The organism is Rhizobium sp. S152, from assembly GCF_030380735.1.
GTDB lineage: Bacteria > Pseudomonadota > Alphaproteobacteria > Rhizobiales > Rhizobiaceae > Rhizobium.
In genome coordinates this window covers 676,622-702,320 of sequence record NZ_JAUDRZ010000026.1, presented here as the reverse complement: position 1 = coordinate 702,320, position 25,699 = coordinate 676,622, and the positions used below count along the sequence as shown (strand labels likewise).

The window sequence follows — 25,699 nt, the reverse complement described above, 5'->3', positions numbered from 1 at the left end:
CACTTTTTGGCACTGGACAATCAGCGGCAATTCCGCGGCTGATGGCTAAACAGGGGGACGTCATGTCCGATTATTCGGAACTCGACAAGAAGCAGGATGTGCACATCCTGCATTCCATGGGCTATGCCCAGGAACTCGAACGGCGGATGAGCTCTTTTTCTAATTTTGCCGTTTCATTCTCGATTATTTGCATTCTCTCCGGCGGTATCAATTCGCTGGCGCAGGCAACGGCCGGCGCCGGCGGTGCGGCGATCGGCATCGGCTGGCCGCTCGGTTGCTTCGTTTCGCTGGTCTTCGCCGTCGCGATGGCACAGATCAGCTCGGCCTATCCGACGGCCGGCGGCCTCTACCACTGGGGCTCTATTCTCGGCAACCGCTTCACCGGCTGGCTGACCGCCTGGTTCAACCTGCTCGGTCTGGTCACGGTTCTCGGCGCCATCAACGTCGGCACCTACTACTTCTTCATGGGCGCGTTCGGCACCAGCTATTTCGGCCTTGAGGACAGCACCACGGTGCGCATCCTGTTCCTCGTCATCATCACCGGCGCGCAGGCCTTGGTGAACCATATGGGCATCGGTCTGACGGCCAAGCTCACGGACTTTTCGGGATATCTGATCTTCGCGTCGGCGATCGCGCTGTCGGCCGTGTGCCTGTTCTTCGCGCCGTCCTACGAGATCGGCCGCCTCTTCACCTTCGCCAATTATTCCGGCGAAGCGGGTGGCAATGTCTGGCCGGCGACGTCTGGCACCTGGGTGTTCCTGCTCGGCCTGCTGCTGCCGATCTACACGATCACCGGCTACGACGCCTCGGCGCATACGTCGGAAGAAACGGTCAAGGCGGCCCATTCCGTACCGCGCGGCATGGTGTCGTCGGTGCTGTGGTCGGCGCTGTTCGGCTACATCATGCTTTGCTCGTTCGTGCTGATGCTGCCGAACATGGACGACGCGGCCAAGCAGGGCTGGAACGTGTTTTTCTGGGCGATGGACACGCAGGTGCCCGCGACCATCAAGGATCTGCTCTATCTGGCGATCTTCGTGTGCCAGTGGCTGTGCGGCCTTGCGACCGTCACTTCGGTGTCGCGCATGATCTTCGCCTTCTCGCGCGATGGCGGCCTGCCGGCATCGAAGGCACTTGCCAAGGTCAGCCCGAAATACCGTACTCCGGTCTCGGCGATCTGGACGGGGTCGATCCTGTCGGTCCTGTTCGTCTGGGGCTCGTCGCTCGTTTCGATCGGCGACACGCCGGTTTACACGATCGTCGTATCCTGCACGGTCATCTTCCTGTTCTTCTCCTTCGCGATCCCGATCACGCTCGGCCTGTTCGCCTGGGGGACGTCGAAGTGGGACAAGATGGGGCCGTGGAACATCGGCGAGGGCATGTACAAGCTGTTCTCGGTGCTGACGATCCTGGCGATGATCCTGATCTTCGTTCTCGGCGTGCAGCCGCCTAACGGCCCGGCGCTCTACGTCACCGTCGGCTTCCTGGTGCTGACGGCGATCGTCTGGTTCGGCTTCGAAAGCCGCCGCTTCAAGGGACCGCCGATCGGCGAGGAAGTTGCTCGCCGTCAGGCTGAAATCGCAGCCGCCGAAAAGGCTGTCGGCGAAAGCTGAGGTCAGTTGCCTCAACCGCGGGGCCGCGTTCAGCGGCCCCGTTCTCCGGTCCAACGAAAATGCATCAGGCGCAATCTCGCGCAGCCGCATCGTGCGGAGGCATGCCGTTTCGTTGCTCCGATCTCAGTCTTAAATTTATGGGGAAGTCCACATGAGTATCTATACGCTCGACGATCTGAAGCAGGATGTCGCCGACGGTCGCATCGACACCGTGCTGGCATGCCAGGTCGACATGCAGGGGCGGCTTATGGGCAAGCGTTTCCAGGCCGAGTATTTCCTGGAGAGCGCCTGGAAGGAAACGCACAGCTGCAACTACCTCGTCGCTACCGACATGGAGATGGAGACGGTCTCCGGCTACAAGGCGACGAGCTGGGAGAAGGGCTACGGCGACTATACGATGAAGCCGGATCTCTCGACGCTCCGGCGCATTCCATGGCTGGAGGGGACGGCGCTGGTGCTCTGCGACCTGCTCGACCACCACACCCACGAGGAAGTGCCGCATTCACCACGCGCGATCCTGAAAAAGCAGGTCAAGCGGCTGGAAGACATGGGCATGAAGGCCTTCATGGCCTCCGAACTCGAGTTCTTCCTGTTCGACCAGACCTACGAGTCCGCGCAGGCATCCGGCTATCGCAACCTCAAGCTCGCCAGCGCCTATAACGAGGACTACCACATCTTCCAGACCACCAAGGAGGAAGAGGTGATGCGGGCGATCCGCACCGGGCTGCAGGGGGCGGGCATTCCCGTCGAGAACTCCAAGGGCGAGGCGTCGGCGGGACAGGAAGAGATCAACGTCCGTTATGCCGACGCGCTTGCCATGGCCGACCGGCACTCGATCATCAAGAATGGCTGCAAGGAGATCGCCTGGGCAAAGGGCAAGGCAATCACCTTCCTCGCCAAGTGGCACTACAACGCCGCCGGTAGTTCCTCGCATATCCACCAGTCGCTGTGGAGCGCCGACGGCAAGACGCCGTTGTTCGCCGACGACAAGGGCCGCTACGGCATGTCGGAACTGATGGAAAGCTACGTCGCCGGGCTGCTTTCGCATGCCAGCGAGATCACCTATTTCCTGGCGCCCTACATCAACTCCTACAAGCGCTTCATGGCCGGCACCTTCGCGCCGACAAAGGCGATCTGGAGCAAGGACAACCGCACGGCCGGCTATCGCCTCTGCGGCGACGGCACGAAGGCGATCCGCATCGAATGCCGCGTCGGCGGTTCTGACCTAAACCCGTACCTCGCCTTCGCAGCATTGCTGGCGGCGGGCATCGACGGGATCGAGAACAAGATGAAGCTTGAGGAGCCGTTCGTCGGCGACGCCTATGGTGCCCGCAAGGTTCGCGAGATCCCGCGCACACTACGGGCTGCAACCACGGCCATGACCAAGTCCAAGATGCTGCGTAGCGCGTTTGGTGACGACGTTATTGATCACTACACCCGTGCGGCGGAGTGGGAGCAGGAGGAGTACGACCGTCGGATCACGGACTGGGAGGTGGCGCGCGGATTCGAGCGGGCGTGAGATAATCGCAACACTCGTTGCAGTTGTTGTGTTTGTCGCATCGTGCTAATGTGCCCGGGCGTTTTCCGAGGAGATCGACATGGGTGTGATCGACAGCGCATGGTTCTATGAAAAGCTTGCTGAGAAGGGTGCCTCGCTGCGTGATATGGCGCGTCACATGGGGCTCGATCCGAGCGCGGTGTCGCGCATGCTGAGCGGCGAGCGGAAGATGAGCGCCGACGAGCAGGACCAGATCGCCGACTATCTCGCTGTTCGATTGGAGGAGGTGGCGGCGCATCGCCGTGGAGAAAGCCCGCGTGGGTGGGAGGAAGGCAAACAGAGCCGTTATGTTCATGATGAAAAGGAAGCAGCCTCGCCAACGAAGCCGGAATGGAAACCGGGAGACATGCATCCGATCTTTGGGTGCATGAAAGGAACGATGACCATACCGGATGACCTCGATTTGACCGCACCAGCTGATCCCGAATGGGGCAAAGTCTATGAGGACTGAGCGGTACCTACTGGATACATGTGCGATCATTTGGTTGACCAACAAGATGACCATATCCGATGAAGTAAGTGATCTGCTACGGACCATCCCGCCGGGGAGCGGTCGATTGAGCGTGTCGGCTATCTCGGCGTGGGAGATAGGTTTGCTGGTAACAAGAGGCAGGCTGCCAACGACGAAGCACGCGCTATCGTGGTTTGACGACTTCCTCGAGGCCGTCGATGTCATGGTACGCGAGACATCGACTAAGATACTCGTTGCGTCATCCTATTTGCCGCAGCCGATACATAACGATCCCGCCGACCGTATTCTCATCGCGACCGCACGCGAATATGACCTGACGATCATCACGCGCGACCGCGCAATTCTTTCCTACGGCGCCGCGGGGCATGTCCGCACGCTTGAATGTTAATGACTGGAGTTTGGAAATGACTGTCATCCAATGCATATCGCCGATCGACGGATCGGTTTACGCCGAGCGTCCGGCACTTCCGCTGGAGGCGGCCAAGGAGGTCGTGGCGCGGGCGCGCAAGGCGCAGAAGGCCTGGGCGCGGCGACCGCTGGAAGATCGCGTCCAGCTGGTGCTCAAGGGCGTGGCGCGGCTCAACGAGATGTCCGATGTCGTGGTGCCGGAGCTTGCCTGGCAGATGGGCCGGCCGATCCGGTACGGCGGCGAGTACAAGGGCTTCAACGAGCGCTCCAACTACGTTGCTTCGATCGCCGCCGATGCGCTGGCGCCGCTTATCGTCGAAGAGAGCGCCAGTTTCGAGCGGCGCATCGAGCGCGAGGCGCATGGCGTCGTCTTCGTCGTAGCGCCGTGGAACTATCCCTACATGACGGCGATCAACACGATCGCGCCGGCGCTGATGGCGGGCAATACCGTCGTGCTCAAGCATGCCTCGCAGACGCTGCTCGTGGGAGAGCGGCTGGTGCAGGCCTTCGTCGAGGCCGGTGTACCCGAGGACGTGTTCCAGAACGTCTTCCTCGACCATGAGACGACTTCGGCGCTGATCGCTGCCGGTAGCTTCAACTTCGTAAACTTCACCGGGTCGGTCGAAGGCGGACGCTCGATGGAACGGGCGGCAGCCGGCACGTTTACCGGTCTTGGCCTCGAGCTTGGCGGCAAGGATCCGGGGTACGTCATGGAAGACGCCGATCTCGATGCGGCGGTCGATACGCTGATGGATGGCGCGACCTACAATTCCGGACAGTGCTGCTGCGGTATCGAGCGCATCTATGTGCATGAATCCCTTTACGACAGCTTCGTCGAGAAGTCGGTCGCGTGGGTGTCGAACTACAAGCTCGGTAATCCCCTTGATCCTGAAACGTCGCTTGGCCCGATGGCCAACAAGCGTTTCGCCAAGGTCGTGCGCGAGCAGATCGCCGATGCGGTTTCCAAGGGTGCGAAGGCACTGGTCGATCCGAAGCTCTTCCCGCAGGATGATGGCGGTGCCTATCTGGCACCGCAGGTCCTCGTCGATGTCGATCATTCCATGGCCTTCATGCGCGAGGAGACCTTCGGTCCCGCCGTCGGCATCATGAAGGTGAAGAGCGATGACGAGGCGCTGGCGTTGATGAACGACAGCCAGTACGGCCTGACGGCCTCGCTCTGGACCAAGGATGCCGAGCGGGCAGGGCGGCTTGGCCGCGAGATCGAAACCGGCACCGTGTTCATGAACCGCGCAGACTACCTCGATCCGGCACTGTGCTGGACCGGCGTCAAGGAAACCGGTCGCGGCGGCTCGCTGTCGATCATCGGCTTCCAGAACCTGACGCGTCCGAAATCCTACCATCTGAAGAAAGTCACAGCATGAGCACCAACATCACAGCCAACTGGAGCTATCCGACCGCTTTCAAGCTCGGCCGGGGCCGCATCAAGGAACTGGCGGACGCGGCCAAGAGCCTTGGCATGAAGAAGCCGCTCCTGATCACCGATCGCGGCCTGGCGTCGATGGCAATTACCCAGACGGCGCTCGACGTTCTCGAAGAAGCCGGTCTTGGACGGGCGATTTTTGCCGATGTCGATCCGAACCCGAACGAGAAGAACCTTGCGGCTGGCGTCAAGGCGTTCAAGGATGGTGGTCATGACGGCGTCGTCGCCTTCGGCGGTGGCTCGGGCCTCGACCTCGGCAAGTGCGTGGCCTTCATGGCCGGCCAGACGCGTCCGGTGTGGGACTTCGAGGATATCGGCGACTGGTGGACGCGTGCCAGCGTCGAGGGCATCGCGCCGATCGTGGCCGTCCCGACGACGGCGGGCACCGGCTCGGAAGTCGGTCGCGCCAGCGTGATCACCAATTCAGAAACGCATGTTAAGAAGATCATCTTCCATCCGAAGTTCCTGCCCGGCGTCGTCATCGCCGACCCGGAACTGACGGTCGGCATGCCGAAGATCATCACGGCCGGTACCGGCATGGATGCCTTCGCGCACTGCCTGGAAGCCTATTCCTCGCCCTTCTATCACCCGATGTCGGCGGGTATCGCGCTCGAGGGCATGCGTCTCGTCAAGGAATTCCTGCCGCGCGCCTACAGGGAGGGTACGGACCTCGAAGCCCGCGCCAACATGATGTCGGCGGCTGCCATGGGTGCTGTCGCCTTCCAGAAGGGGCTCGGCGCGATCCACGCGCTGTCGCATCCGATCGGCGCCGTCTACAACACGCATCACGGTATGACCAACGCCGTCGTCATGCCGGCCGTGCTTCGCTTCAACCGGGCGGTGATCGAAGACAAGATCGCGCGTGCGGCTGCCTATCTCGGCATCTCCGGGGGCTTCGACGGCTTCTACGACTACGTGCTGAAGCTGCGCTCCGAACTCGGCGTGCCCGAGAGCCTTTCGGCGATGGGCATCAAGCCGGATCGAATCGACGAGCTCTCCGCCATGGCAATCGAGGATCCGAGCGCGGGTGGCAATCCGGTCGCGATGACACTCGAAAACACCAAGGCGCTCTTCAAGGATTGCTTCTGAGACACAAAAGGCGGACCTGAACCTGAGCCCGGAAAGTTCACGCTTTCCGGGCTTTTTCGCGCGTGACTGGCGGCCGGCAGGGGTGAGTACAACAAATGCGGGCCGTGAATTGAGTGCCGATCTTCATAAGTTGTTAACCATGATTAGAAAGGATGAGTTAACCGCACAGATGCTTCCGACCGTGCGTGGAAGAGCCATACGGAGCTCGCGACTTTTCCCTTCGAGGATACCGATATGCCAGTCATCACATTTGCAAACACCAAGGGCGGCGCCGGCAAGACCACGGCAGTGCTGCTGCTTGCAACCGAGCTCGCCCACAAGGGCTATCGGGTCACGGTCCTCGACGCGGACCCGCAGCACTGGATTTCGCGCTGGCACGAAGTCTCCGGTCATGTGCCCAACATCTCTGTCATCGATTTCGTGACCTCGGCATCGCTGCCGCAGCATATCTCCGAGAACAAGGCCAATACCGATTACTTCATCATCGACCTGCCGGGCGCGCGCAATCCGCTGCTGGCAACGGCGATCGGCCTCTCCGACCATGTGCTGATCCCGATCCAGGGATGCGCCATGGATGCACGCGGCGGCGCGCAGGTGCTGGAACTGCTGCAATACCTCGACGAGAAGGCGGGGATCCGCATCGGCCATTCGGTCGTTCTCACCCGCGTCAATTCCATGGTGACGACGCGGGCACTCGCCATCGTCAAGTCGCTGCTCAGCGAACGCCAGGTGCCGGTACTCGATACCGCGATCATCGAGCGCTCGGCCTTCCGCGATCTCTTCGATTGCGGCGGCACGCTGCATTCGCTCGATCCGGCGCGCGTCAGCAACATCGACCGGGCACGCGAAAACGCCCTCTGTTTCGCCGAGGAGATCATGCGCAAGCTGCCGGTCCGGCTTCCCGCCGCGGCGCGCTTGACAGGGCCGCTGATCCGCTCGGCAGCTTGAGAACAGCGTAGATAAAAAAGATGCGCCTCGGTCCGCTGAGGCGCATCTTTCGTTTCGGCGATTGCCCGCCGGTTCTATGGTCTTGCGATGCATTCGCGTTTGCGCGGAATGTTCGCGGCGTTGTTACCGCCGGTGACCTGCTTGATCTGGCCGGCCGGGCAGGTGCCGTCGTCCACAAGTACCTTGACGCCGGAGCCGAGTTGGCCCGCGCCGGGTTCGGCCTTCATCGTCGGCGAGCAGCCCGCGGCAAGGCTCGCGCCCAGCATGAGCGCGGAAATGATCATCGTTCTGCTATTCATCGCATCCCCCTCAGTCGTTTGGTTCAAACAAGAGCGGGGAGGGCGCGGCCGCACATGTGGTCCCCTAACCATGCGCGACCGCTTTTGCCCGTCCGCCCCGACGCGCCTATCAATGGCAATTTCGCAAGCCGGCGCATCACCCGAAAGGGGGAATTCACCTGCGCTACCGAAACTATTTAGACTGGTGATCCTGTCTGCGGTTGTCGGTCCCGCCGGCAGTCATCGGGGGATTGATGGCAGTTACGGAACAGACTTATGACGGGCTCGTGGATGCGATCTACGGGCTGATCTTCGGCGAGGCGACGTGGGAGGTTTTTCTCGACCGGCTGAATGCCATCATCCCGGGGGGCAAGACGACGCTGTTTTATCATGATGCCGCACGGTCCGAAGGCGCCTCGCATATCGACCGGGGCTTCGACGAGAAATGGGTGGAGGCCTATGCCAGTCATTTCGCCAGCATCAACCCCTGGGGTGAGGCGATGGCGGACATGCCGCTGTGGAAGGGGTTCGTGGCCGAGGACATGCTGCCGCGCGCCGATTTCCGGAAGACCGAGTTCTACAACGATTTCTGGAGAGAGTGCGGCGAGACCGGGATCGGCATGACGCTGCTCAAGAACGAGGGCCGCGTCTTCAATATCTCAAGCTCGATCGCCATCGGGGAGCCCGAGGACAACAGGGTCTTTGCCAATCTCCTGACACGGCTCGCGCCGCATCTTCACCGTGCCGTCGTCTATTTCGACAGCGCCATGGGACCGAAGCCGATCTCGGAGATGGACGGTCGGCTGTTCGATGCGATCGGTGTCGGCGTGCTCATGGTGGGGCGAGGCGGAAAGCTGGTCTCCGCCACGGATCTCGGCACGCAGGCGCTGGAGAGCGGGCGCTGCCTGCGGCTCGGCTTCCAGGGCAATGTCGAAATCTCCGACCCGGATGCACGCTCGCGGCTCAACCGGATGCTGGCCGATCGCGAGGAAGACGAACGGCAGCAGGTCGTGACCGTCGATGGCACGAAGCTGACCCTCATCAAGCTTAGGAAGGCGCGCGCGTCCTATTTCTTCGATGCGCCGGAGGTGGCCATCATCATAGAAACGCCGACGCCTACTGTTCAGGTGGGCGACTTCGTCCTGCGGGAGAGGTTCGGGTTGACGAAAGCGGAGATCCGGATCCTGCACGGGCTGATCCAGGGGACTTCGATCAACGAACTCGCGATCAACGCCAATCGCTCGCGCGAAACGATCAGGTCGCAGGTGAAGTCGATCTACGCGAAAACGGGCGCGAAGTCGCAGGTCGAGCTGTTCCGGTTGGTGTATTTCCGGGAACAGCCCAGAAGTTTCCTTTAGATCAGTCGACGAATTCCACCGTCACGCCCGGCTTGACCATCTTCGCGAGCTCGGTCGCATCCCAGTTGGTCAGGCGGATACAGCCGTGGCTCTGGGTGCGGCCGATCTTGGACGGTTCAGGCGTTCCGTGGATGCCATAGGTGGGCTTGGACAGCGCCATCCAGACCGTGCCGACGGGGCCGTTGGGCCCAGGCGGGATATTCAGGATTTTGTCGTTGGCGCCCTGTTGGAAATTGATCTTCGGATTGTAGGTGTAGCCGGGATTGAAGGCTACGCGCTCGACGGTCACCGTGCCCGAGGGGGAAGGGGTGTCCGTAGAGCCGATCGAAGCGGGGTAGGCAGCGATGAGCGCACCGGAATTGTCGTAAGCGAAAACCTGCTTCTTGCCCTTGTCGGCGACGATGCGAGCCACGCTGCCGCTCTTCACCTCGCCGGGATTGACGACCTTGATGATCGTGCCGGGAAGAGTGAAGTCGACGCCGGGGTTGAGTTCCTTCAGGAAGGCTTCGTCCATGTGGAAGCGCTCGGCGAGTGCTTCGGTCGTGGAGGTGAAGGCGAGAGAGGTGAGCTGCGCCTTGTGGGCGTAGTCCTCGGGGATCTCTGCGACATAAGGGCCGGCGGCGTCGGACTGGGTGATCGTGTAATTGACGACGGGCAGGCCACCGGACATCCGAAGCTGTTCCAGGATCGCGTCGGTGTTGTTGGGGTCGAGCTTTTCGCCCGTCATCTGTTCATAGGCGTAGATCGCCTTGGTGACGTTGGCGCCCATGTGGCCGTCGATGGCGCCGGGGGAAACGCCTGATCGGTCGAGAAAGACCTGGAGCGCCACGATCTCGGACTTCGACTTGTTCTTCAGCGTGATGACAGGCTCTGGCGGCCGCGTCGGCTGTGTCACCTCTGGCTGTGCCTCCTGATAGGGATCAATCGAGGCATAGTCACCGCCGTCGTTCTGCGGGTACGGCTGGTCGAGCGGCTGGCGGTCGATAGACGCTTCGCGCGGGATCGCGCCGGTGACGGCGCCGCGCTCCTGATAGCGCGTGCTGCCGTACTGCTGCTCGTCGGCATAATAGGGATCATTGTTGTAGGCGTCGTCGCGGCGATAGACATCGCGTCCCGGTGGTGGTGGATAATAGCCGCGGGCGCGCGCTTCCGTCGCGACGATATTGCCGTAGCCGTCGATCAGAACGCGATTGCCGCTGCGATCGCGGGCGTAACCGGTGCCTGATGGTACGTAGTCGAGAATCTCGCCGTTCGGCGTGATGAATACGGTGCTGCCCTGGCGGCGGTATTGCTGCGCAGCGACGTCGGTGGCCGCGCCCGCGAGGGTCAGCGCGATGATCGTTCCCGACAATGCCGATTTCAGAATGCGATTCACGTCTACGTATCCTTCAGTGACTTGGCCGACACACACCTGCGAATTTTGACGCTAGTGTGGAATTTATGAAATCGTGCTGAACAAAGAATAAAAATTATCGTGATTTCTCCTTTACTCATAAACATTTGCGAGGGCCAGTCGGTTCCATCACGACTGACGCCATGAGCGGATGTGGTCAACGCGGTGGTGCTCATTGACGAAACCCGGCGGCGGAACTAACCCTTGCGCGAACGCGAAATCGCGGGGAGGAGACATCATGGAATTCGCAGCCGCTCGTGGTCCGCGCCTTGTGCTGGACGAAAGCTCGGTGATGGATATCGGCGGATGCACCGTCGAGGGCGTGGATATCGCGCCTAAGAAAGCGGTGCCCGACGACGGCGATGTGCGCATTTCGCATTCGGTCGAAGGCTTTCTCTTCACCTGCGGTCCGGATCATATTCGCCACCGTGAGCCGATCCCTGGCCGAACGGATGGCAAGGTCTATCCGCTGCACGGTTCGGCGGCCGGGCATGTCGCGAAGGTGCTGTGGACGAAGTTCGAGAACGGCAATGCCGAATGCCGCGCCGATATCGACGTCGTCACGGTCGAGGGCCATCCGGCGCGGATCGAGCGGCACTGGTTCATCGACGGCGCGACCGGGGAGGTCCATCTGCGCGATCGGGTGATCAACACCAGCAACGAGACTGTTCCGACATTCCTGATGTACCACATGAATGTCGGCGGCAAGTGGTTCGACGCGGGAACGCGGCTCGAGGGAGAGATGCTCGAGGGCGGCGGCTTTCCCTGGAATTTCGGACAGGAACCCGGCGGCATTTTCTGCGTCGAGGCGCCCGCAACGGTCGATGGCTTCGCCGAAGTCCGGCTTGGGCCGATCGCCGCGATATTGGGCAGGACGCTGCGGGTGCGTGTGTTGGCGCAAACACTGCCGCATCTGCAGGTCTGGCGCAACCAGAACACACCTATCGACGTGCTGGGGATCGAGCCCGTCTCGCACCGCTGGGTCGGGCGCTCCGAGCTGGAAGCGAGCGGTGAATTCGTCATGCTGAAGCCGGGCGAGAGCCGGGACTATGGGCTGAGCTTCGCGTTCGTCTGACAGGTCGATTCACGGGTGTCGTGTGGTTGACGACATGCATCGGGCGGCGTAGTCATTCAGCCCACGATTTCAGGAGTATTTGCGATGGACATCCGCCAGATCGACGACGAATATTCGGTTTCCGGCCAGATCACGGTCGACGACCTCGATGAGATCAAGGCCATGGGCTTCAAGTCCATCGTCTGCCATCGTCCGGACCAGGAAAGCATGGACCAGACCCCGTTCGCCGATATTGCGGCGCGCGCCAAGGAGCTCGGCCTCGAGATCGCCCATGTTCCCGTCGGCCCGATGGGCGTGACGGAAGAGGCGGTTGCCGGTATGGTCGACGCGCTCGACGAATTCTCGCGCCCGATGCTCGGCTACTGCCGCTCCGGCGCCCGCTCGACGGCGATCTATCAGAAGACCCATCACATCCGCACCTGATCCAAGGCGCGGGATTTCAGTCCGGCGCTGCCCTTTCGTGCGGCGCCTCTTTCATATCATGACAAGGAGAACACCATGAGCATCAAGCGTATCGACGCCGGCGCCCGCATGAGCGGCGCGGTCATCCACGGCAACACCGTTTACCTCGCCGGCCAGGTTGGCGAAGGCGCAACCGTGACCGATCAGTGCAAGGATGCGCTCGGTGAAGTCGATCGTCTGCTCGCCGCTGCCGGCTCCGACAAGTCGAAGATCCTGCAGACGCTGATCTACCTCTCCGACATCTCGGACTTCGCCGAAATGAACGCTGCCTGGGAAGCCTGGGTCGATCCGGCCAACACGCCGGCCCGCGCCACCAGCGAAGCCAAGCTGGCTGCTCCGAAGTACAAGGTCGAGTTCATCGTCACGGCTGCGATCTAAGATCGTCGCTATCGCGATTTGAAGGCCGGTGAGCAGTTCGTCTGTTCACCGGCTTTTTGTTTGTGCGATTTCCGACAGGGTCCGCGTCGGAGTAATCGCCTCCGGGTCGAGCTTGATCTCGATGATAGCGGGCAGGCCGCTTTCGCGGGCGCGCTCGAATGCGAGGGCGAAGTCCTCGGTCGTCTCCACCGTTTCGCCGTGGCCGCCATAGGCGCGGGCGAGCGCGGCGAAATCGGGGTTGGTGAGGCCGGTGCCGCTGACGCGGCCGGGATATTCGCGTTCCTGATGCATGCGGATCGTGCCGTACATGCCGTTGTTGATGACGAGCACGATGATCGGCAGCTTGTAGCGGATGGCGGTAGCGAATTCCTGGCCGTGCATCAGGAAGCAGCCGTCGCCGGCGAAGCAGATCACCTCGCGATCGGGAAACAGCTGCTTGGCTGCGACGGCAGCCGGCAGGCCGTAGCCCATCGAGCCTGAGGTCGGGGCCGCCTGGGTATTGAACTGCCGGAAGCGGTGATATCGGTGCTGCCATGTCGCGTAGTTGCCGGCGCCGTTGGTGAAGACCGTGTCCGGGCGCGTGTTCTCCTCCAGCCACGCCATGATCGGGCCCATATGCACGTCGCCCGGTCCTGACTGCGGCGGTGTCGACCACGCGAGATAGGATTGATGCATGCGCTCGGTGCGATCCGCCCAGCGCGGTTCGTCCGGCGCCTCAAGATCGGCAAGCGCCGCTACGAAATCCTGCGGGCTGGCCGATATGGCGAGATCCGGGCGGTAGACACGGCCGAGTTCGGACGGGTCGGGATGGATGTGGACGAGTTGCTGCTGCGGGTAGGGGATATCGATCAGCGTATAGCCCGACGATGGCATCTCCGACATGCGGCAGCCGAGCAGGATCAGGAGATCGCTTTCCTTGATCTCCCGCGCCAGCTCGGGATTGATGCCGATGCCGACATCGCCGGCATAGTTGGGGTGCAGGTTGTCGAAAAGCATCTGGCGTCGGAAGGAGCAGCCGACCGGCAGCCCGAAGCGTTCGGCGAAAGTCTTGAAGTCGGCGACTGCATCGGCATCCCAGCGCGAGCCGCCGAGGATCACCATGGGTCGCTCGGCCTTCAGCAGACGGAGATAGAAGTCGTCGACCTGACTTCTGCCGGGATGGGCTTCGACGCGGCAATAGCGCCTGGCGCGAGGCGCCTCGACCGTGTCGCGCAACATGTCCTCGGGCAGTGACAGGACGACGGGCCCGGGGCGGCCGGAGGTTGCGAGCGCGAAGGCGCGGGTGACGAATTCAGGGATGCGGGCTGCGTCGTCGATCTCGCCCACCCACTTGGCGTATTCGGTCAGCGCGCGGCGGAACTCCACTTCCTGGAAGGCTTCGCGCTCGCGGGCCTCGCGCTGGACCTGCCCGATGAAGAGAATCATCGGGATCGAATCCTGCCTAGCGATATGCAGGCCGGCCGTCGCGTTGGTGGCGCCGGGGCCGCGGGTAACCATGCAGATGCCGGGCTCGCCGGTCAGCCGGCCCCAGGTGTCGGCCATCATCGCGGCGCCGCCCTCCTGGCGGCAGACAATCACCTCGATGTCGCTGTCATGGAGCGCGTCAAGGACGGCGAGGAAACTCTCGCCGGGGACGCAGGAGAGGCGTTTCACCCCGTTTGCCTTCAATGCCTCGACGATCAGTTCTCCGCCTGTCCGTTTCATGTCTTCCTCTCCCATTCGGCAAGTTCCGCGAGCACGTCCTCTTGGTGCTCTCCCAGTCGCGGACTGGGCCTTTCGTAACGCAGCGGCGTGCTGGACAGCACAACCGGCGTCCTGACACCGGGAATGAGTGTGCCGGCGCTGTCCTCGAGGTCGATGCGCAGGCCGCGCGCGACGATCTGCGGATCGTTGAACATGTCCTCGATGGTGTTGATCGCGCCTGATGGTACCGCGTTCGCTTCACAAGCCTTGAGCAGATCGGCCTTCGTCCACTTCAGCGTCTCGGTCGAAACCAGCCGCCGGACCTCGTGGCGGTTGGCGACGCGGGCCTTGTTGGTGGCGAAGCGCTCGTCGTCGGCGATGCCGGCGAGATCAAGGATGGCGCACAGACGGCGGAACTGGCCGTCATTGCCGATGGCGAGGATGAGGTAGCCGTCGGCGGTGGGGACCACCTCGTAGGGCGAGATGTTGGGATGGGCGTTGCCGAGGCGGGTCGGCGCACGGCCCGATACCAGGTAGTTCATGTTCTGGTTGGCGAGCACCGCCGACTGGACGTCGAGCAGCGCCATGTCGACCAGCTGGCCTTGGCCCGTCTTCAACGCGTGGATGAGGGCGGCCTCGATCGCCGAGACCGCGTAGATGCCGGTGAAGATATCGGCGATGGCGACGCCTGCTTTCATCGGCTGTCCGTCCGGTTCTCCCGTAATTGACATGAAGCCCGACATGCCCTGGACGATGTAGTCGTAGCCGGCGAGGCTTGCATAGGGGCCGGTCTGGCCGAAGCCCGTGATCGAGCAGTAGACGATCTTTGGATTGATCCTATGCAGGCTCTCGTAGTCGAGCCCATATTTGATGAGCCCGCCAACTTTGAAGTTCTCGATGACGACATCAGCCGTGGCGACCAGCCGGCGGACCAATGCCTGGCCTTCTTCGCTGCGGAGGTCGGCGACGATGGAGCGCTTGCCGCGATTGGCGGCGTGATAATAGGCGGCGGAAAGATTTTCGCCATCCGCGCCTTCGACGAAGGGTGGTCCCCAGTGGCGGGTATCATCGCCGCCTTCGGGGTTTTCGACCTTGATCACGTCGGCGCCGAGATCGGCCAGCATCTGGCCCGCCCAGGGGCCGGCCAACACGCGCGCAAGTTCGATGACACGAATGCCCGCCAGCGGCGCTTTGTTAGGCTGGGTCTGCGTCATGTTCCTCCCACGATCAGATCAGGGTGCCCGCGTCTGCTCAGATGTATCGGATACGGGCTTCGATGCAAAGCGCCGCTCGCGCCAGATGATGTAGAAGCCGGAGCCCATGATAATGAAGATGCCGAGCCACTTCAGCGCATCCGGGAAATCGCCGAAGACCAGCCAGGCGAACGCCGTTGCCGAGACGATCTCGAAATATTGCAGCGGGGCCAACGTCGAGGCGGGCGCCGAGCGGTAGGCGTAGACGCCGAAGATGCCGGCGATGGCGGCGGTGACGCCGACGCCGAGCAGATAGAGCCAGGCGCGGGTATCCGGCATCACGGGATCGAAGACGTCGGAGCCGCTGCCGTGGCCGAGATAGAGCAGGATGGCGCAGATCAGCAGGCCCCAGAGGCCCATGTGGAACTGCATGACCCAGGGGTCCTCGCGCTGCGCCAGCGCCCGGTTCATCATCGCTGATATGGCGATGCACACCGCGCTGACGACGGGCAGCAATGCGACGTAGCCGACTTCCTGGAAACTCGGCTGGATGATGAGGATGGCACCGAAGAAGCCGACGCCGCAGGCGGTGTAGCGGCGCCAGCCGATCGCCTCCCCAAGGAAGATGCTGCTCAGGATCGTCAGGATGATCGGCTCGACGAAGAAGATGGCGATCGCATCGGCGACTGCCATGTATTTCAGCGTGGTGACGAAGGAGATCATCGAGACGGTGATGATGGCTCCGCGGATGGCGTGGAAGAAACTCTGCCTCCAGGTGATGTCCGCAAGGTTGCGGCGCCACAGGACGATCGGCAGCATGCATAGCGCCTGGACGCCGAAGCGCGCGGCGGTGATTTCCGCCGACGGGATCGTGGTGATCGCGAGCTTCGAGAAGATATCGATGACAGGCGAGATCAGCACCGAAATGAACATCAGGACGAGGCCCAGCATCACTTCCGAAGAGGTGTTGACGGGCAGGGAGGATTTACGGTTGTTCATGTCGGTCCTTCTTGATCAGGACTGGACGACGGCCTGGTCGCACCAATCGGCGAATGCCGAGATGGCCGTGTCCGCGCCGATCTCGTTCAAAGTCTCGTGGCGCATGTCCTGATATATCTGCGTGCTGATACGGCAGAATCCCGCCGTCTTCAAATGGTTTGAGAGCCAGACGATCGCGTGTCCGTTGTCCGTCGCCGGGTCCTTTCCGCCACCGACCAGATTGATCGGCATATCCTTGGCAAGACGGTCGAGAAACGACCTCTGGGTCGCCCGGAACGTCAGTTCGAAAACGTCGAGCCACAGCGACACGGAGGCATCGAAACCGCAAAGCGGGTCGGCGATGTATTTGTCAACCTCGACGGGATCGCGGGAAAGCCAGTCGAAAAGGGTGCGATGATCCGGCACGCTCTTGCCCCAGGTCTCGAAGGTGAGCTTGGGGAGCAGGGCGCTCGGGACGTCGGAGCCTTTCAATGCTCGCTCGGTACGCAGGATCACCTGGGCGGCACGGCCGGCCAGGCCTGGGTTGAAGGTGGAATTCCAGATAGCGAGCGCATCGAATTTTTCAGGATGGCTGACGGCGGCATTGAGCGCGATCAGTCCCCCCATGGAATGGCCGAACAGGATCACCGGCAGGCCCGGATAGTGGCGGGCGGCATGGTCGCGCATGGCGGCGACGTCATCTATGACCGCCCTTACGCCATCGCGTCGGGCGAAACGGCCGATCGGCGCGTCGTCGGCAGTGGTCTCGCCATGGCCGCGGTGGTCGTGCGCATAGACGTGATAGCCCCGCGCCACCATGGCATTGGCAAAGCCGGCGTAGCGGCGGGAATGCTCGGCAAGGCCGTGGCAGATCAAGAGAATGCCGTTCGCATCGCCCTTTGCCTGCCGGTGATGATAGGCCAGCGATGCTGTCGGCGTTTCCAGCCGCTCAGTCTGTGCGAACATTCCGTTCCTCCTCGCTCCCGAGATGACCAGATCGGTCAGCAAATGCAACACGCACGTCTGCTTATAGGGCGGGAAATTTTACCCCAGTGATTGAGGGTTGCCGCAGTAGATGCGGCATGCTTATCTGTTCATGGATTGTTCCTTGGAGGGTGGCGATGAAAAATCTTGTACTTCGCGTGGCGCTGGTCGCCGCGATGATATCGGTCGGGGGCGGTGTCGGCGCGCAGGAGACCGGCGGGCGGACGCGGTTCATTCTGGCGGCAAGCTGGCAGCCTGCTTTCTGCGAAACCAACCAGCGCAAGCCGGAATGCGCCAGCCAGACGGATGAGCGCTTCGACGCCAGCAATTTTTCGCTGCACGGGCTCTGGCCGATGCGCAAGGATTATTGCGGCGTTTCCGACGTTCAGCGAACCGCCGACAAGGATGGCGACTGGAAGGGGCTGCCGGAGGTGAAGCTTTCGGCGGGGACGAAGACCTCGCTCGACAAGGTCATGCCGGGGACGCAATCTGCGCTCGAGCGGCATGAGTGGATCAAGCACGGGACTTGCACCGGCATGAGCGCCGACGCCTACTTCGCGGATGCCGTCAGGCTGATCGGCGACCTCAACGGTTCCGCCGTTCAGGAGCTGTTCGCCACCAATATCGGCAAGTCACTGACCGGTGACGCGATCAAGGCGGCGTTCGACAAGAGCTTCGGTCCCGGCGCCGGTGATCGCGTGAAGATGAGTTGCCGCCGCGCCAACGGCAACCGCATCATCAGCGAGCTGACGATCGGGCTATCGGCCGATGCGACGGACGGCAAGGGCAGGAATCTGGGCGACCTCATTCAGGGAGCCGGTCGCACCTCGTTCGGCTGCGACGAAGGCATGGTCGATGCGGCGGGCTCTTGAGGTCGTAGGATAATTTCAATTTTTGACATCTATCGTCCCGGCTGGCGGTGACCAACAGCGCGAGTGACGATGGTGTCGACTATATCCCTGTCCGATAGCGGTTCCGCCGTTCGCGAAACGCCCCTGTGGCGGATGTTTCTCTTCATCTACGGCACGGCGCTCGCGATGGTGTTGCTGGATGTGGCCGATGGTGTGCCTTTCGTCGGCGATGTCGACGACCGGTTGCGGGAGTTGCAGATCCGCAGCCTGATGTCGGCGCAGGGTCATTGGTTCGACCTGTCGCTGCCGTTCGTCTCCATGCCCGAGGCCTACGTCTCGCCGTGGTCGCGGCTGGTCGATCTCCCCTATGTTGTCATCGCGTGGCTTTCGCAGCCGTGGCTGCCGACCGAGCAGGCGCTGTCGTTGGCGTTTCACATCTGGCCGCCGATCATGCTGGCTATTTTCAGCCTGCTCGCCGCGGCCGCCGTTCGCCGGCTGATGAGCGGGCTTGCGATGTCGGGAACCGCATTTTCGTTGTCCCTGGCACTGATGACGATGCTGATGAGCATCGGCGTGCTGGAGTTTTCACCCGGCCGCATCGATCACCACAATGTCCAGATCATCGCCTTGATGATGATTTTCGGCGGGCTCGTGCGGTGGGATCGTCTCGGCGGGCTGATGGTCGGCGCCGGCGCTGCGATCTCCACCGTCATCGGTCTCGAATGCCTGCCCTTCGTCACCATCGTCTATGCCGGGCTCGTGGCCTGCCATATCGCCGGCGTCGGCGATGTCCGAAGGGTGATCGTACCGGCATCGGTGTCGATGATTGTTGTCAGCATCGTATCGGCGGTGGCTTTCCTCGGCCCTATCGGTGCATTCTCGACCCAGTGCGACGCGTTTTCGGCTCCCTATATCGTGTTGCTCTGCGGGTTCTCGCTGATGCTCGGCACCTGTGCGGCGCTGCAGGGGCGGGGCGCGCATCCCGTCGTCAAGCTGCTGTCGCTGGCTGTGCCCGGCGCTCTCCTGCTTGGGGCTGCGGCCTTGATCTTTCCATCTTGTCTCGCCGGCCCTTACGGCATCATCGATCCGCTGTCGCGGGCGCTGTGGTTCGATCGGATCTGGCAGGAGAAGAGCATCCTCTATTTCTATGAGGGGGGACGGTACAATCTGCTCGTGCTTCTCGGCCTGACGACAAGCTTTGCGATTCTGGCGCTGCCGTTTCCGATCGCCTGCCTGCGCAAGGGGCAATACGGGCCGGCGATCGCTTATCTGATGGCGGCGGGCGCGCTGGTGCTGACGCTGCTCGTGACCCGCAACATCCGTTTTCCCATGGTGTTCCTGCCGATCTTCCTGCCTGCGGTGGTCGCGATGTATACCGGATCGCGGGCGGTTTACGGTCGCATCTGTGGTCTTGCCGCGCTAGGGCTGATCGCGCTCTTCGTCCTCGGACGGTTCTGGTTTCCGCCCGTGCACAAGCCGTTCGATGCTATCGACTACATGGCGGGCCTGGACTGCAAAGGACAGGATTTCTCGGCGCTCGCGAGCGTTCCGGCCGGCCGCATCGCCTTGCCGCAGGGGCTTGCGCTGCAGGTCGCCTTCGCCGCGCCACCGGGCTTCTCCGTGGGCGCCATACCGTTCCACCGGGCGTCTCCCGGCATGAGGCGGATGTATGAGACGTTCCTGACCTCCGATGCAGTGCTTCGCCGTCAGGCGCTCGCGCCTTTCGACTACCTTGCCGTCTGTGCCTTTCCCTACGAGATCGATGGCGCGCAGGCGCCGCTTTATGCGGCGCTGATGCACGGCGGCGGGTGGCCGGGGCTTGAGCCGGTGGCATCGGCTGCGCCCAGCGATTTCAAGCTTTTCCGGATCGATCATGCGGCATTGCAGTAGAGCAAGGCGATTTTCAGCCTCAAAGGCCGGGTGATCGGCGACAAAGCGGGTGGATTTTGCCGCTGGCGCGTTGCCCCCGGGCGCCAATTCGCCTACATAGCGGCAAACCAATTTCCCCCGGAGCAGAATTACCGATGGCACGTCAGTTCATCTACCACATGTCGGGACTGAACAAGTCCTACGGCGCCAAGAAGATCCTCGAAAACGTCAACCTGTCGTTCTACCCGGATGCCAAGATCGGTATCCTCGGCCCGAACGGCGCCGGTAAGTCGACCGTGCTGCGCATCATCGCCGGCCAGGACAAGGAATTCACCGGCGAAGCCTGGCTCGCAGAGGGCGCCACCGTCGGCTATCTCGAGCAGGAACCGCATCTCGATCCGGCCAAGAATGCCTTCGAGAACGTCATGGAAGGCGTGGCCGACAAGCAGGCCGTGCTCGACCGCTACAACGAACTGATGATGAACTATTCCGACGAGACCGCCGACGAAGGCGCGAAGCTCCAGGACATCATCGACAGCCAGAACCTCTGGGACCTCGAACAGCAGGTCGAGATGGCAATGGAAGCGTTGCGCTGCCCGCCGAAGGATGCCGACGTTACGCTTCTCTCGGGTGGTGAGCGTCGCCGTATCGCGCTCTGCCGTCTGCTTCTGTCGCAGCCGGACCTGCTTTTGCTCGACGAGCCGACCAACCACCTCGACGCCGAGACGATCGCCTGGCTTGAAAAGCACCTGCGCGATTATCCTGGTGCCGTGATGATGATCACCCACGATCGTTACTTCCTCGACAACGTCACCGGCTGGATTCTCGAGCTCGACCGCGGCCGTGGCATTCCTTACGAAGGCAACTACTCCGCCTACCTGCAGGCGAAGGCCAAGCGCATGCAGCAGGAAAGCCGCGAAGAAGCCGGCCGCCAGAAGGCGCTGTCGCGTGAACAGGAATGGATCGCCTCCAGCCCGAAGGCCCGCCAGGCAAAGTCCAAGGCCCGTATCAAGGCCTACGAACAGCTGGTCGATGCGGCCGAGAACATCCGGCCTGGCGACGCGCAGATCATCATCCCTGTCTCCGAGCGTCTCGGCCAGGTGGTCATCGAGCTCGAGGGCATCAACAAGGGCTTCGAAGGCCGCACGCTGATCAACGACCTGACGATCAAGCTGCCGCCGGGCGGCATCGTCGGCATCATCGGCCCGAACGGCGCCGGCAAGTCGACGCTGTTCAAGATGATCACCGGCCAGGAAAAGCCGGATGCGGGTTCGATCCGCATCGGCGAAACCGTCCATCTCGGCTATGTCGACCAGAGCCGCGATGCGCTCGACGGCAACAAGACCGTCTGGGAAGAAATCTCGGGCGGCGCCGAAGTCATCAAGCTCGGCAAGTTCGACATGAACTCCAGAGCCTATTGCGGCGCCTTCAACTTTAAGGGCGGCGATCAGCAGCAGAAGGTCGGCAACCTGTCAGGTGGTCAGCGCAACCGCGTTCACCTCGCCAAGATGCTGAAGGCCGGCGGCAACGTCCTGCTGCTCGACGAACCGACCAACGACCTCGATACGGAAACGCTCGGTGCGCTGGAAAGCGCGCTCGAAGCCTTCGCTGGCTGCGCCATCATTATCAGCCACGATCGCATGTTCCTCGACCGCCTGGCGACACACATCCTCGCCTTCGAAGGCGATGGCCATGTCGAATGGTTCGAAGGCAACTTCGAGGACTACGAGGAAGACAAGGTTCGCCGTCTGGGTCCGGATGCGCTCAACCCCGGCAGCCAGGCCTACAAGCGCCTGACGCGCTGATCGGCTTTCCGCCAACTGAAATGGGAGCCTCGGGCATGTCCGGGGCTCTTTTTTTGTGGGCTAGGCGTGTCGCTATTCAGCCAAGGAATTTCGCGAAGCGATTGAATTGCCGCTTGTAACCGCCAATCAAATCACATAAACATATCTTTATATCTTGATTGGGTGGTTTATGGTGGAGCCTGTCAGACTTGGACTGGATGCGTTGGTGGACGTGCTGCGGGCGGCCGGTGAGCCGACGCGCCTGCGTCTTCTGGCGCTGCTGTCGGCCGGCGACCTGACGGTGACCGATCTTACCGAAATTCTAGGCCAATCCCAACCGCGCATCTCGCGGCATCTCAAGCTGCTAGGCGAGGCGGATCTGATCGATCGCTATCAGGAGGGCGCCTGGGCCTATTTCCGGCTGCGGCAGGACGGCAAGGCGGTCGCCTTCGTCCGCAACCTCTTGCGGCATGCCTCCGAGAACGATCCCGTCATCCTGCGTGACGGCGAGCGTCTTGCGGCGGTCAAGCGCCAGCGCTCCGAGCGGGCGCAGGACTATTTCAGCCGCAACGCCGCCGAGTGGGACGAGCTTCGTCGCCTGCATGCGGCCGACGAGGAAGTCGATGCGGCTGTGATCCGCCTGCTCGGTAGCCAGCCCATCGATTCCCTGCTCGATCTCGGAACCGGCACGGGGCGCATCCTGCAGCTTCTTTCGGGCCTCTATCGCCGCGCGATCGGTGTCGATGCCAGCCGCGACATGCTGAGCGTGGCGCGCGCCAATCTCGACAAGTCGGGGATCACCAAGGCCTCCGTGCGCCATGCCGATATCCTGAACCTGCCGTTCGAGGCGCAGGATTTCGATGTCGTCACCATCCACCAGGTGCTGCACTTCTTCGACCAGCCCGAGATCGCGATCGGCGAAGCGGCGCGGATGCTGCGGCCTGGCGGGCGGCTCGTGGTCATCGATCTGGCGCCGCACGCGCTTGAGTATCTTCGCGACGAGCATGCCCATGTCCGTCTCGGCTTCTCGCACCAGTCGATGTCCGACTGGCTGCGCAAGGCGGGGCTGGACGTCGAGCAGGTCGTCGACCTTCATCCGGGGCATCAGGGCGGGCAGGGGCTTACGGTCACCGTCTGGCTCGCGCGTGACCCCAAGACACTTGTGGCCTCCGCCGAGAGCGCCCTACCTACCTATGCCGGGAGTGAATGACATGACGCTGGACAGTGACGCGCGCCGCAAGATCGGCATATCCTTCGAGTTCTTTCCGCCGAAGTCGCCGGATATGGAAGGCCAGCTCTGGAACACGGTCAGCGAGCTGCAGGACTGGAACCCCGATTTCGTCTCGGTCACCTATGGCGCCGGCGGTACCACCAAGGCACCGACACTCGCCACCGTCTCGCGCTTCCTGTCCGACACGCCGCTTGCCACCGCCTCGCACCTGACTTGCGTCGGCGCGACGAAGGAAGAGACGCATGGGGTCATCGAGAGTTTCCGCAACGCCGGCGTGAAGCACTTCGTGGCGCTGCGCGGCGATACGCCTGCCGGTGTCGGTGCGCCCTACACGCCGCATCCGGGTGGATATGCCAACGCTGCCGAACTGGTCGCCGGCCTGCGCGAGATCGGCGGCTTCGAGATCTCGGTTTCCGCCTATCCCGAGAAGCATCCGGAGAGCCGCGACACGGCTGCCGATATCGAGATGTTGAAGCGCAAGGCCGACAACGGCGCCCATCGGGCGCTGACGCAGTTCTTCTTCGACAACGACAATTTCGAGCGCTACCTGGAGAAGGTGCGTGCGGCGGGCGTGCGCATTCCCGTCGTGCCCGGCATCATGCCGATCCTGAACCTGACCCAGCTGAAGCGCTTCGCCGGCGCCTGCGGCACCGTGATACCGACCTTCCTCGACGAGCGCTTCGCCGGTTACGAGGACAAGCCGGAAGAGCGGGCGAAGGTAGCGGCCGATGTCGCTGCCGAGCAGATCGAGGATCTCGCGCGCCGCGGCATCAGCGATTTCCATCTCTACACGATGAACCGCGCGCCGCTCGTTTCGGCGGTGCTCAGCAATCTCGGTTTCAAGCGCGAGGGCGCGAAGGGCAGGGGTGCGGCAGCCTGATCATTTGCTGAAAGTTTTTATCGGCTGATAAAGAGAAAGCGCATCTCTCCTCCAGAGATGCGCTTTTTCAATTCACCCGCTTCGTTCGTTACTCAGGACCTCTGGCCGGTCTTGAAAGACCCCCACTGCTCAGATGAAGAGCATTGTCAAAACGAACGCAAATGCCGCACTGACCAACAGGACATTCAAGGATTGCGTTAGTCCCATGTCTGTCTCCTTGCGTTAACAAGGCGATACTATGTCGGAAATGCGTCGGTTGGAAAGCGTATTTTTTGCTGCGCTGCGGCGGAAATGTCACATGAAGACGGGCTTTGGCAGCGTAAATCGCTGAAAACTAAGGCGAAGAGTGGCCTGAATCTTATTCACACTTTTTAACGCGCGGTTAAAGTGGGCGATCCGTATGTTAAGGCCCGCGGCGGCGCCTCGGTCCGCCGCAATCGCCTGAACCGCAAGGAAAATCCAAGGAAAAGCCGGGCGCGATGGCCCGGCTTGGATGATTCGCCGTCGAATGGCTCAGAGAGCGCCGAGGAGCTTCGGTGTCGCCCAGCCGTCGGCCGGCATGCCGAGGCGCTGCTGCTGCTTCTGGATGGCGACGCGGGTGCCGGAGCCGAGGATGCCATCGATGGCGCCGACGTCGTGGCCCATCGTGTCGAGCTTGGTCTGCAGTTCCTTCATCTGGTCATTGGTCAGGCCCTGCTCAGGCGTGCCCTTCAGGTAGGGCTCCGAGCCGGAGAGGCGGGTCGCGAAATAGGCGGCCGAGGTCGTGTAGATGAAGGACTTGTTCCACTCGAGGTAGATGCCGAAGTTCGGGTAGGCGATGAAGGCTGGTCCGAGGCGGCCCTGCGGCAGGACGAGATCGCCGCGCAGCGTGCCGAAGCTGGTGTCGCCGTTGCGCGGCTTGACGCCGAGCGCGAACCATTCGCCTGCGGTCATCGTGCCGCCGAGGCCCGACTTCTCGAAGGGCAGATCCTGCGGGATGGTGACTTCCTGCAGCCAGGGCTGGCCCTTCTGGAAGCCGAGGTGCTGGATGAACTTGGCGGCCGTCAGGATGGCGTCCGGGCCGCTCTGCTTGAGACGCACATGGCCATCGCCATCGCCATCCATGCCGTAGGCGACGATATCGCGCGGCAGCATCTGTACCTGGCCGATTTCGCCGGCCCAGGCGCCGGTGTTGGTCGCCGGGTCGAGGTCGCCATGCTGGACCATCTCGATAAGAGCGATCAGCTGCGGCCGGAAGAGCTCGGGACGGCGGCAGTCGTGGGCGAGCGTGACGAGGGCGTTGCGGGTGTTGAAATCACCCTGCACGGCGCCGAAATCAGTCTCCATGGCCCAGAAGGCGGTGATGACGCCCGAGGGCACGCCGAATTCCTGCTCTGCGCGGGAAAAGACATCGGCATACTGCTTCATCTTCTGACGGCCGATATCGAGACGGGCCTGGCTGACGGTGCGTTGCGAGAATTCGAGGAAGGTCTGCTTGAAGACGCCCTGCGCGCGGTCGCGGCTCAGCACTTTCGGGTCGATTTCGGCGCCTGCGAGCGCTTTGTCGGCTGCTTCCGCGGAGGCGCCGGCCGCGATGGCCTCGGCCTTCACGCCGGCCAGGAATTCGCCGAGGTCGCCGTCGCATGCGGGAGCAGCGGCTGCCGGGGCGGTTGCCGCCGGCGCTGCCGGTGCCGGGCTCTGTGTCTGGGCCGTCGCACCGCCGGCCAAGGCGGCGGCAAACAGGAGTGCAAGTGCAGAGCGGCTTGCGAGCGAGCGGTGCATGATCTTCTTCCTCGT

At 62.4% G+C, this 25,699-nt stretch carries 23 protein-coding genes; 16 read left to right on the top strand and 7 right to left on the bottom strand.

The window, feature by feature from the left end:
* Nucleotides 1–62: 62 nt before the first annotated feature.
* The 7 genes from QTL95_RS22570 (at nt 63) to QTL95_RS22540 (ending at nt 7,526) form a co-directional block, all read left to right on the top strand.
* The gene (locus QTL95_RS22570; protein WP_289722128.1) at nt 63–1,610 is read left to right on the top strand and encodes an amino acid permease; all 1,548 of its coding nucleotides are present in this window, start codon (nt 63–65) and stop codon (nt 1,608–1,610) included.
* Nucleotides 1,611–1,761: 151 nt separating this feature from the next.
* On the top strand, nt 1,762–3,129 hold the full coding sequence (locus QTL95_RS22565; RefSeq protein WP_289722127.1) for a glutamine synthetase family protein: 1,368 nt from the start codon (nt 1,762–1,764) through the stop codon (nt 3,127–3,129).
* A gap of 79 nt (nt 3,130–3,208) precedes the next feature.
* The gene (locus QTL95_RS22560) at nt 3,209–3,619 is read left to right on the top strand and encodes a helix-turn-helix domain-containing protein (RefSeq protein WP_289722126.1); all 411 of its coding nucleotides are present in this window, start codon (nt 3,209–3,211) and stop codon (nt 3,617–3,619) included.
* Nucleotides 3,609–4,028, top strand: a complete 420-nt coding sequence (locus QTL95_RS22555) for a type II toxin-antitoxin system VapC family toxin (RefSeq protein WP_289722125.1) — start codon at nt 3,609–3,611, stop codon at nt 4,026–4,028. The genes QTL95_RS22560 and QTL95_RS22555 overlap by 11 nt, the downstream gene beginning before the upstream one ends.
* 16 nt (nt 4,029–4,044) lie before the next feature.
* Complete coding sequence (locus tag QTL95_RS22550; protein WP_289722124.1) at nt 4,045–5,430, top strand: aldehyde dehydrogenase family protein; 1,386 nt, start codon at nt 4,045–4,047, stop codon at nt 5,428–5,430.
* The gene (locus QTL95_RS22545; RefSeq protein WP_289722123.1) at nt 5,427–6,578 is read left to right on the top strand and encodes an iron-containing alcohol dehydrogenase; all 1,152 of its coding nucleotides are present in this window, start codon (nt 5,427–5,429) and stop codon (nt 6,576–6,578) included. The genes QTL95_RS22550 and QTL95_RS22545 overlap by 4 nt, the downstream gene beginning before the upstream one ends.
* A gap of 234 nt (nt 6,579–6,812) precedes the next feature.
* Complete coding sequence (locus QTL95_RS22540; RefSeq protein ID WP_289722122.1) at nt 6,813–7,526, top strand: ParA family protein; 714 nt, start codon at nt 6,813–6,815, stop codon at nt 7,524–7,526.
* A 74-nt stretch (nt 7,527–7,600) separates the two neighbouring features.
* Here the strand turns inward: QTL95_RS22540 and QTL95_RS22535 are convergent, their stop codons facing one another.
* On the bottom strand, nt 7,601–7,825 hold the full coding sequence (locus QTL95_RS22535; protein ID WP_289722121.1) for a DUF6719 family protein: 225 nt from the start codon (nt 7,823–7,825) through the stop codon (nt 7,601–7,603).
* A 233-nt stretch (nt 7,826–8,058) separates the two neighbouring features.
* On the opposite strand from QTL95_RS22535, the gene QTL95_RS22530 reads away from it, so the two are divergent.
* The gene (locus QTL95_RS22530) at nt 8,059–9,162 is read left to right on the top strand and encodes a helix-turn-helix transcriptional regulator (RefSeq protein ID WP_289722120.1); all 1,104 of its coding nucleotides are present in this window, start codon (nt 8,059–8,061) and stop codon (nt 9,160–9,162) included.
* A 1-nt stretch (nt 9,163) separates the two neighbouring features.
* Here the strand turns inward: QTL95_RS22530 and QTL95_RS22525 are convergent, their stop codons facing one another.
* Nucleotides 9,164–10,537, bottom strand: coding sequence for a L,D-transpeptidase (locus tag QTL95_RS22525; protein WP_442981334.1), 1,374 nt, complete (start codon nt 10,535–10,537; stop codon nt 9,164–9,166).
* A 253-nt stretch (nt 10,538–10,790) separates the two neighbouring features.
* On the opposite strand from QTL95_RS22525, the gene QTL95_RS22520 reads away from it, so the two are divergent.
* From QTL95_RS22520 to QTL95_RS22510, 3 genes are all read left to right on the top strand, one after another.
* Entirely contained in the window at nt 10,791–11,630 is an 840-nt protein-coding gene (locus tag QTL95_RS22520; RefSeq protein ID WP_289722443.1) for a DUF4432 family protein, read from the top strand.
* Nucleotides 11,631–11,714: 84 nt separating this feature from the next.
* Nucleotides 11,715–12,053: a TIGR01244 family sulfur transferase gene (locus tag QTL95_RS22515; RefSeq protein WP_289722119.1), complete on the top strand. Its 339-nt coding sequence runs from the start codon at nt 11,715–11,717 to the stop codon at nt 12,051–12,053.
* A 75-nt stretch (nt 12,054–12,128) separates the two neighbouring features.
* On the top strand, nt 12,129–12,470 hold the full coding sequence (locus QTL95_RS22510; protein ID WP_112427250.1) for a RidA family protein: 342 nt from the start codon (nt 12,129–12,131) through the stop codon (nt 12,468–12,470).
* A 45-nt stretch (nt 12,471–12,515) separates the two neighbouring features.
* Here QTL95_RS22510 and QTL95_RS22505 read toward each other — a convergent pair whose 3' ends face one another.
* From QTL95_RS22505 to QTL95_RS22490, 4 genes are read right to left on the bottom strand one after another with little or no spacing between them, the layout of a single operon-like run.
* Complete coding sequence (locus QTL95_RS22505) at nt 12,516–14,174, bottom strand: thiamine pyrophosphate-binding protein (protein WP_289722118.1); 1,659 nt, start codon at nt 14,172–14,174, stop codon at nt 12,516–12,518.
* Entirely contained in the window at nt 14,171–15,367 is a 1,197-nt protein-coding gene (locus tag QTL95_RS22500; protein ID WP_289722117.1) for a CaiB/BaiF CoA transferase family protein, read from the bottom strand. The genes QTL95_RS22505 and QTL95_RS22500 overlap by 4 nt, the downstream gene beginning before the upstream one ends.
* Before the next feature lie 18 nt (nt 15,368–15,385).
* Nucleotides 15,386–16,345, bottom strand: a complete 960-nt coding sequence (locus QTL95_RS22495) for a DMT family transporter (protein ID WP_289722116.1) — start codon at nt 16,343–16,345, stop codon at nt 15,386–15,388.
* Nucleotides 16,346–16,360: 15 nt separating this feature from the next.
* Nucleotides 16,361–17,290 (bottom strand): alpha/beta hydrolase, encoded by a 930-nt coding sequence (locus QTL95_RS22490; RefSeq protein ID WP_289722115.1) that lies wholly within the window; start codon nt 17,288–17,290, stop codon nt 16,361–16,363.
* A 155-nt stretch (nt 17,291–17,445) separates the two neighbouring features.
* Here QTL95_RS22490 and QTL95_RS22485 point away from each other — a divergent pair, with 155 nt between their 5' ends.
* From QTL95_RS22485 to metF, 5 genes are all read left to right on the top strand, one after another.
* Nucleotides 17,446–18,180, top strand: a complete 735-nt coding sequence (locus QTL95_RS22485) for a ribonuclease T2 family protein (RefSeq protein ID WP_442981333.1) — start codon at nt 17,446–17,448, stop codon at nt 18,178–18,180.
* A gap of 72 nt (nt 18,181–18,252) precedes the next feature.
* Nucleotides 18,253–20,049 carry a hypothetical protein gene (locus QTL95_RS22480; protein ID WP_289722114.1) on the top strand — a complete coding sequence of 599 codons (1,797 nt, stop codon included), beginning with the start codon at nt 18,253–18,255 and terminating at the stop codon, nt 20,047–20,049.
* Nucleotides 20,050–20,183: 134 nt separating this feature from the next.
* Complete coding sequence (gene ettA / locus QTL95_RS22475) at nt 20,184–21,833, top strand: energy-dependent translational throttle protein EttA (RefSeq protein ID WP_113198340.1); 1,650 nt, start codon at nt 20,184–20,186, stop codon at nt 21,831–21,833.
* Between the two features lie 169 nt (nt 21,834–22,002).
* Nucleotides 22,003–23,022 carry an ArsR/SmtB family transcription factor gene (locus QTL95_RS22470; RefSeq protein ID WP_289722113.1) on the top strand — a complete coding sequence of 340 codons (1,020 nt, stop codon included), beginning with the start codon at nt 22,003–22,005 and terminating at the stop codon, nt 23,020–23,022.
* A gap of 1 nt (nt 23,023) precedes the next feature.
* On the top strand, nt 23,024–23,923 hold the full coding sequence (metF, locus tag QTL95_RS22465; RefSeq protein WP_289722112.1) for a methylenetetrahydrofolate reductase [NAD(P)H]: 900 nt from the start codon (nt 23,024–23,026) through the stop codon (nt 23,921–23,923).
* 513 nt (nt 23,924–24,436) lie between these two features.
* On the opposite strand, the gene QTL95_RS22460 is transcribed toward metF, so the two are convergent.
* A complete protein-coding gene (locus tag QTL95_RS22460) occupies nt 24,437–25,684 on the bottom strand; it encodes a lytic murein transglycosylase (RefSeq protein ID WP_289722111.1) in 1,248 nt (415 codons plus the stop codon).
* Nucleotides 25,685–25,699: the final 15 nt, after the last annotated feature.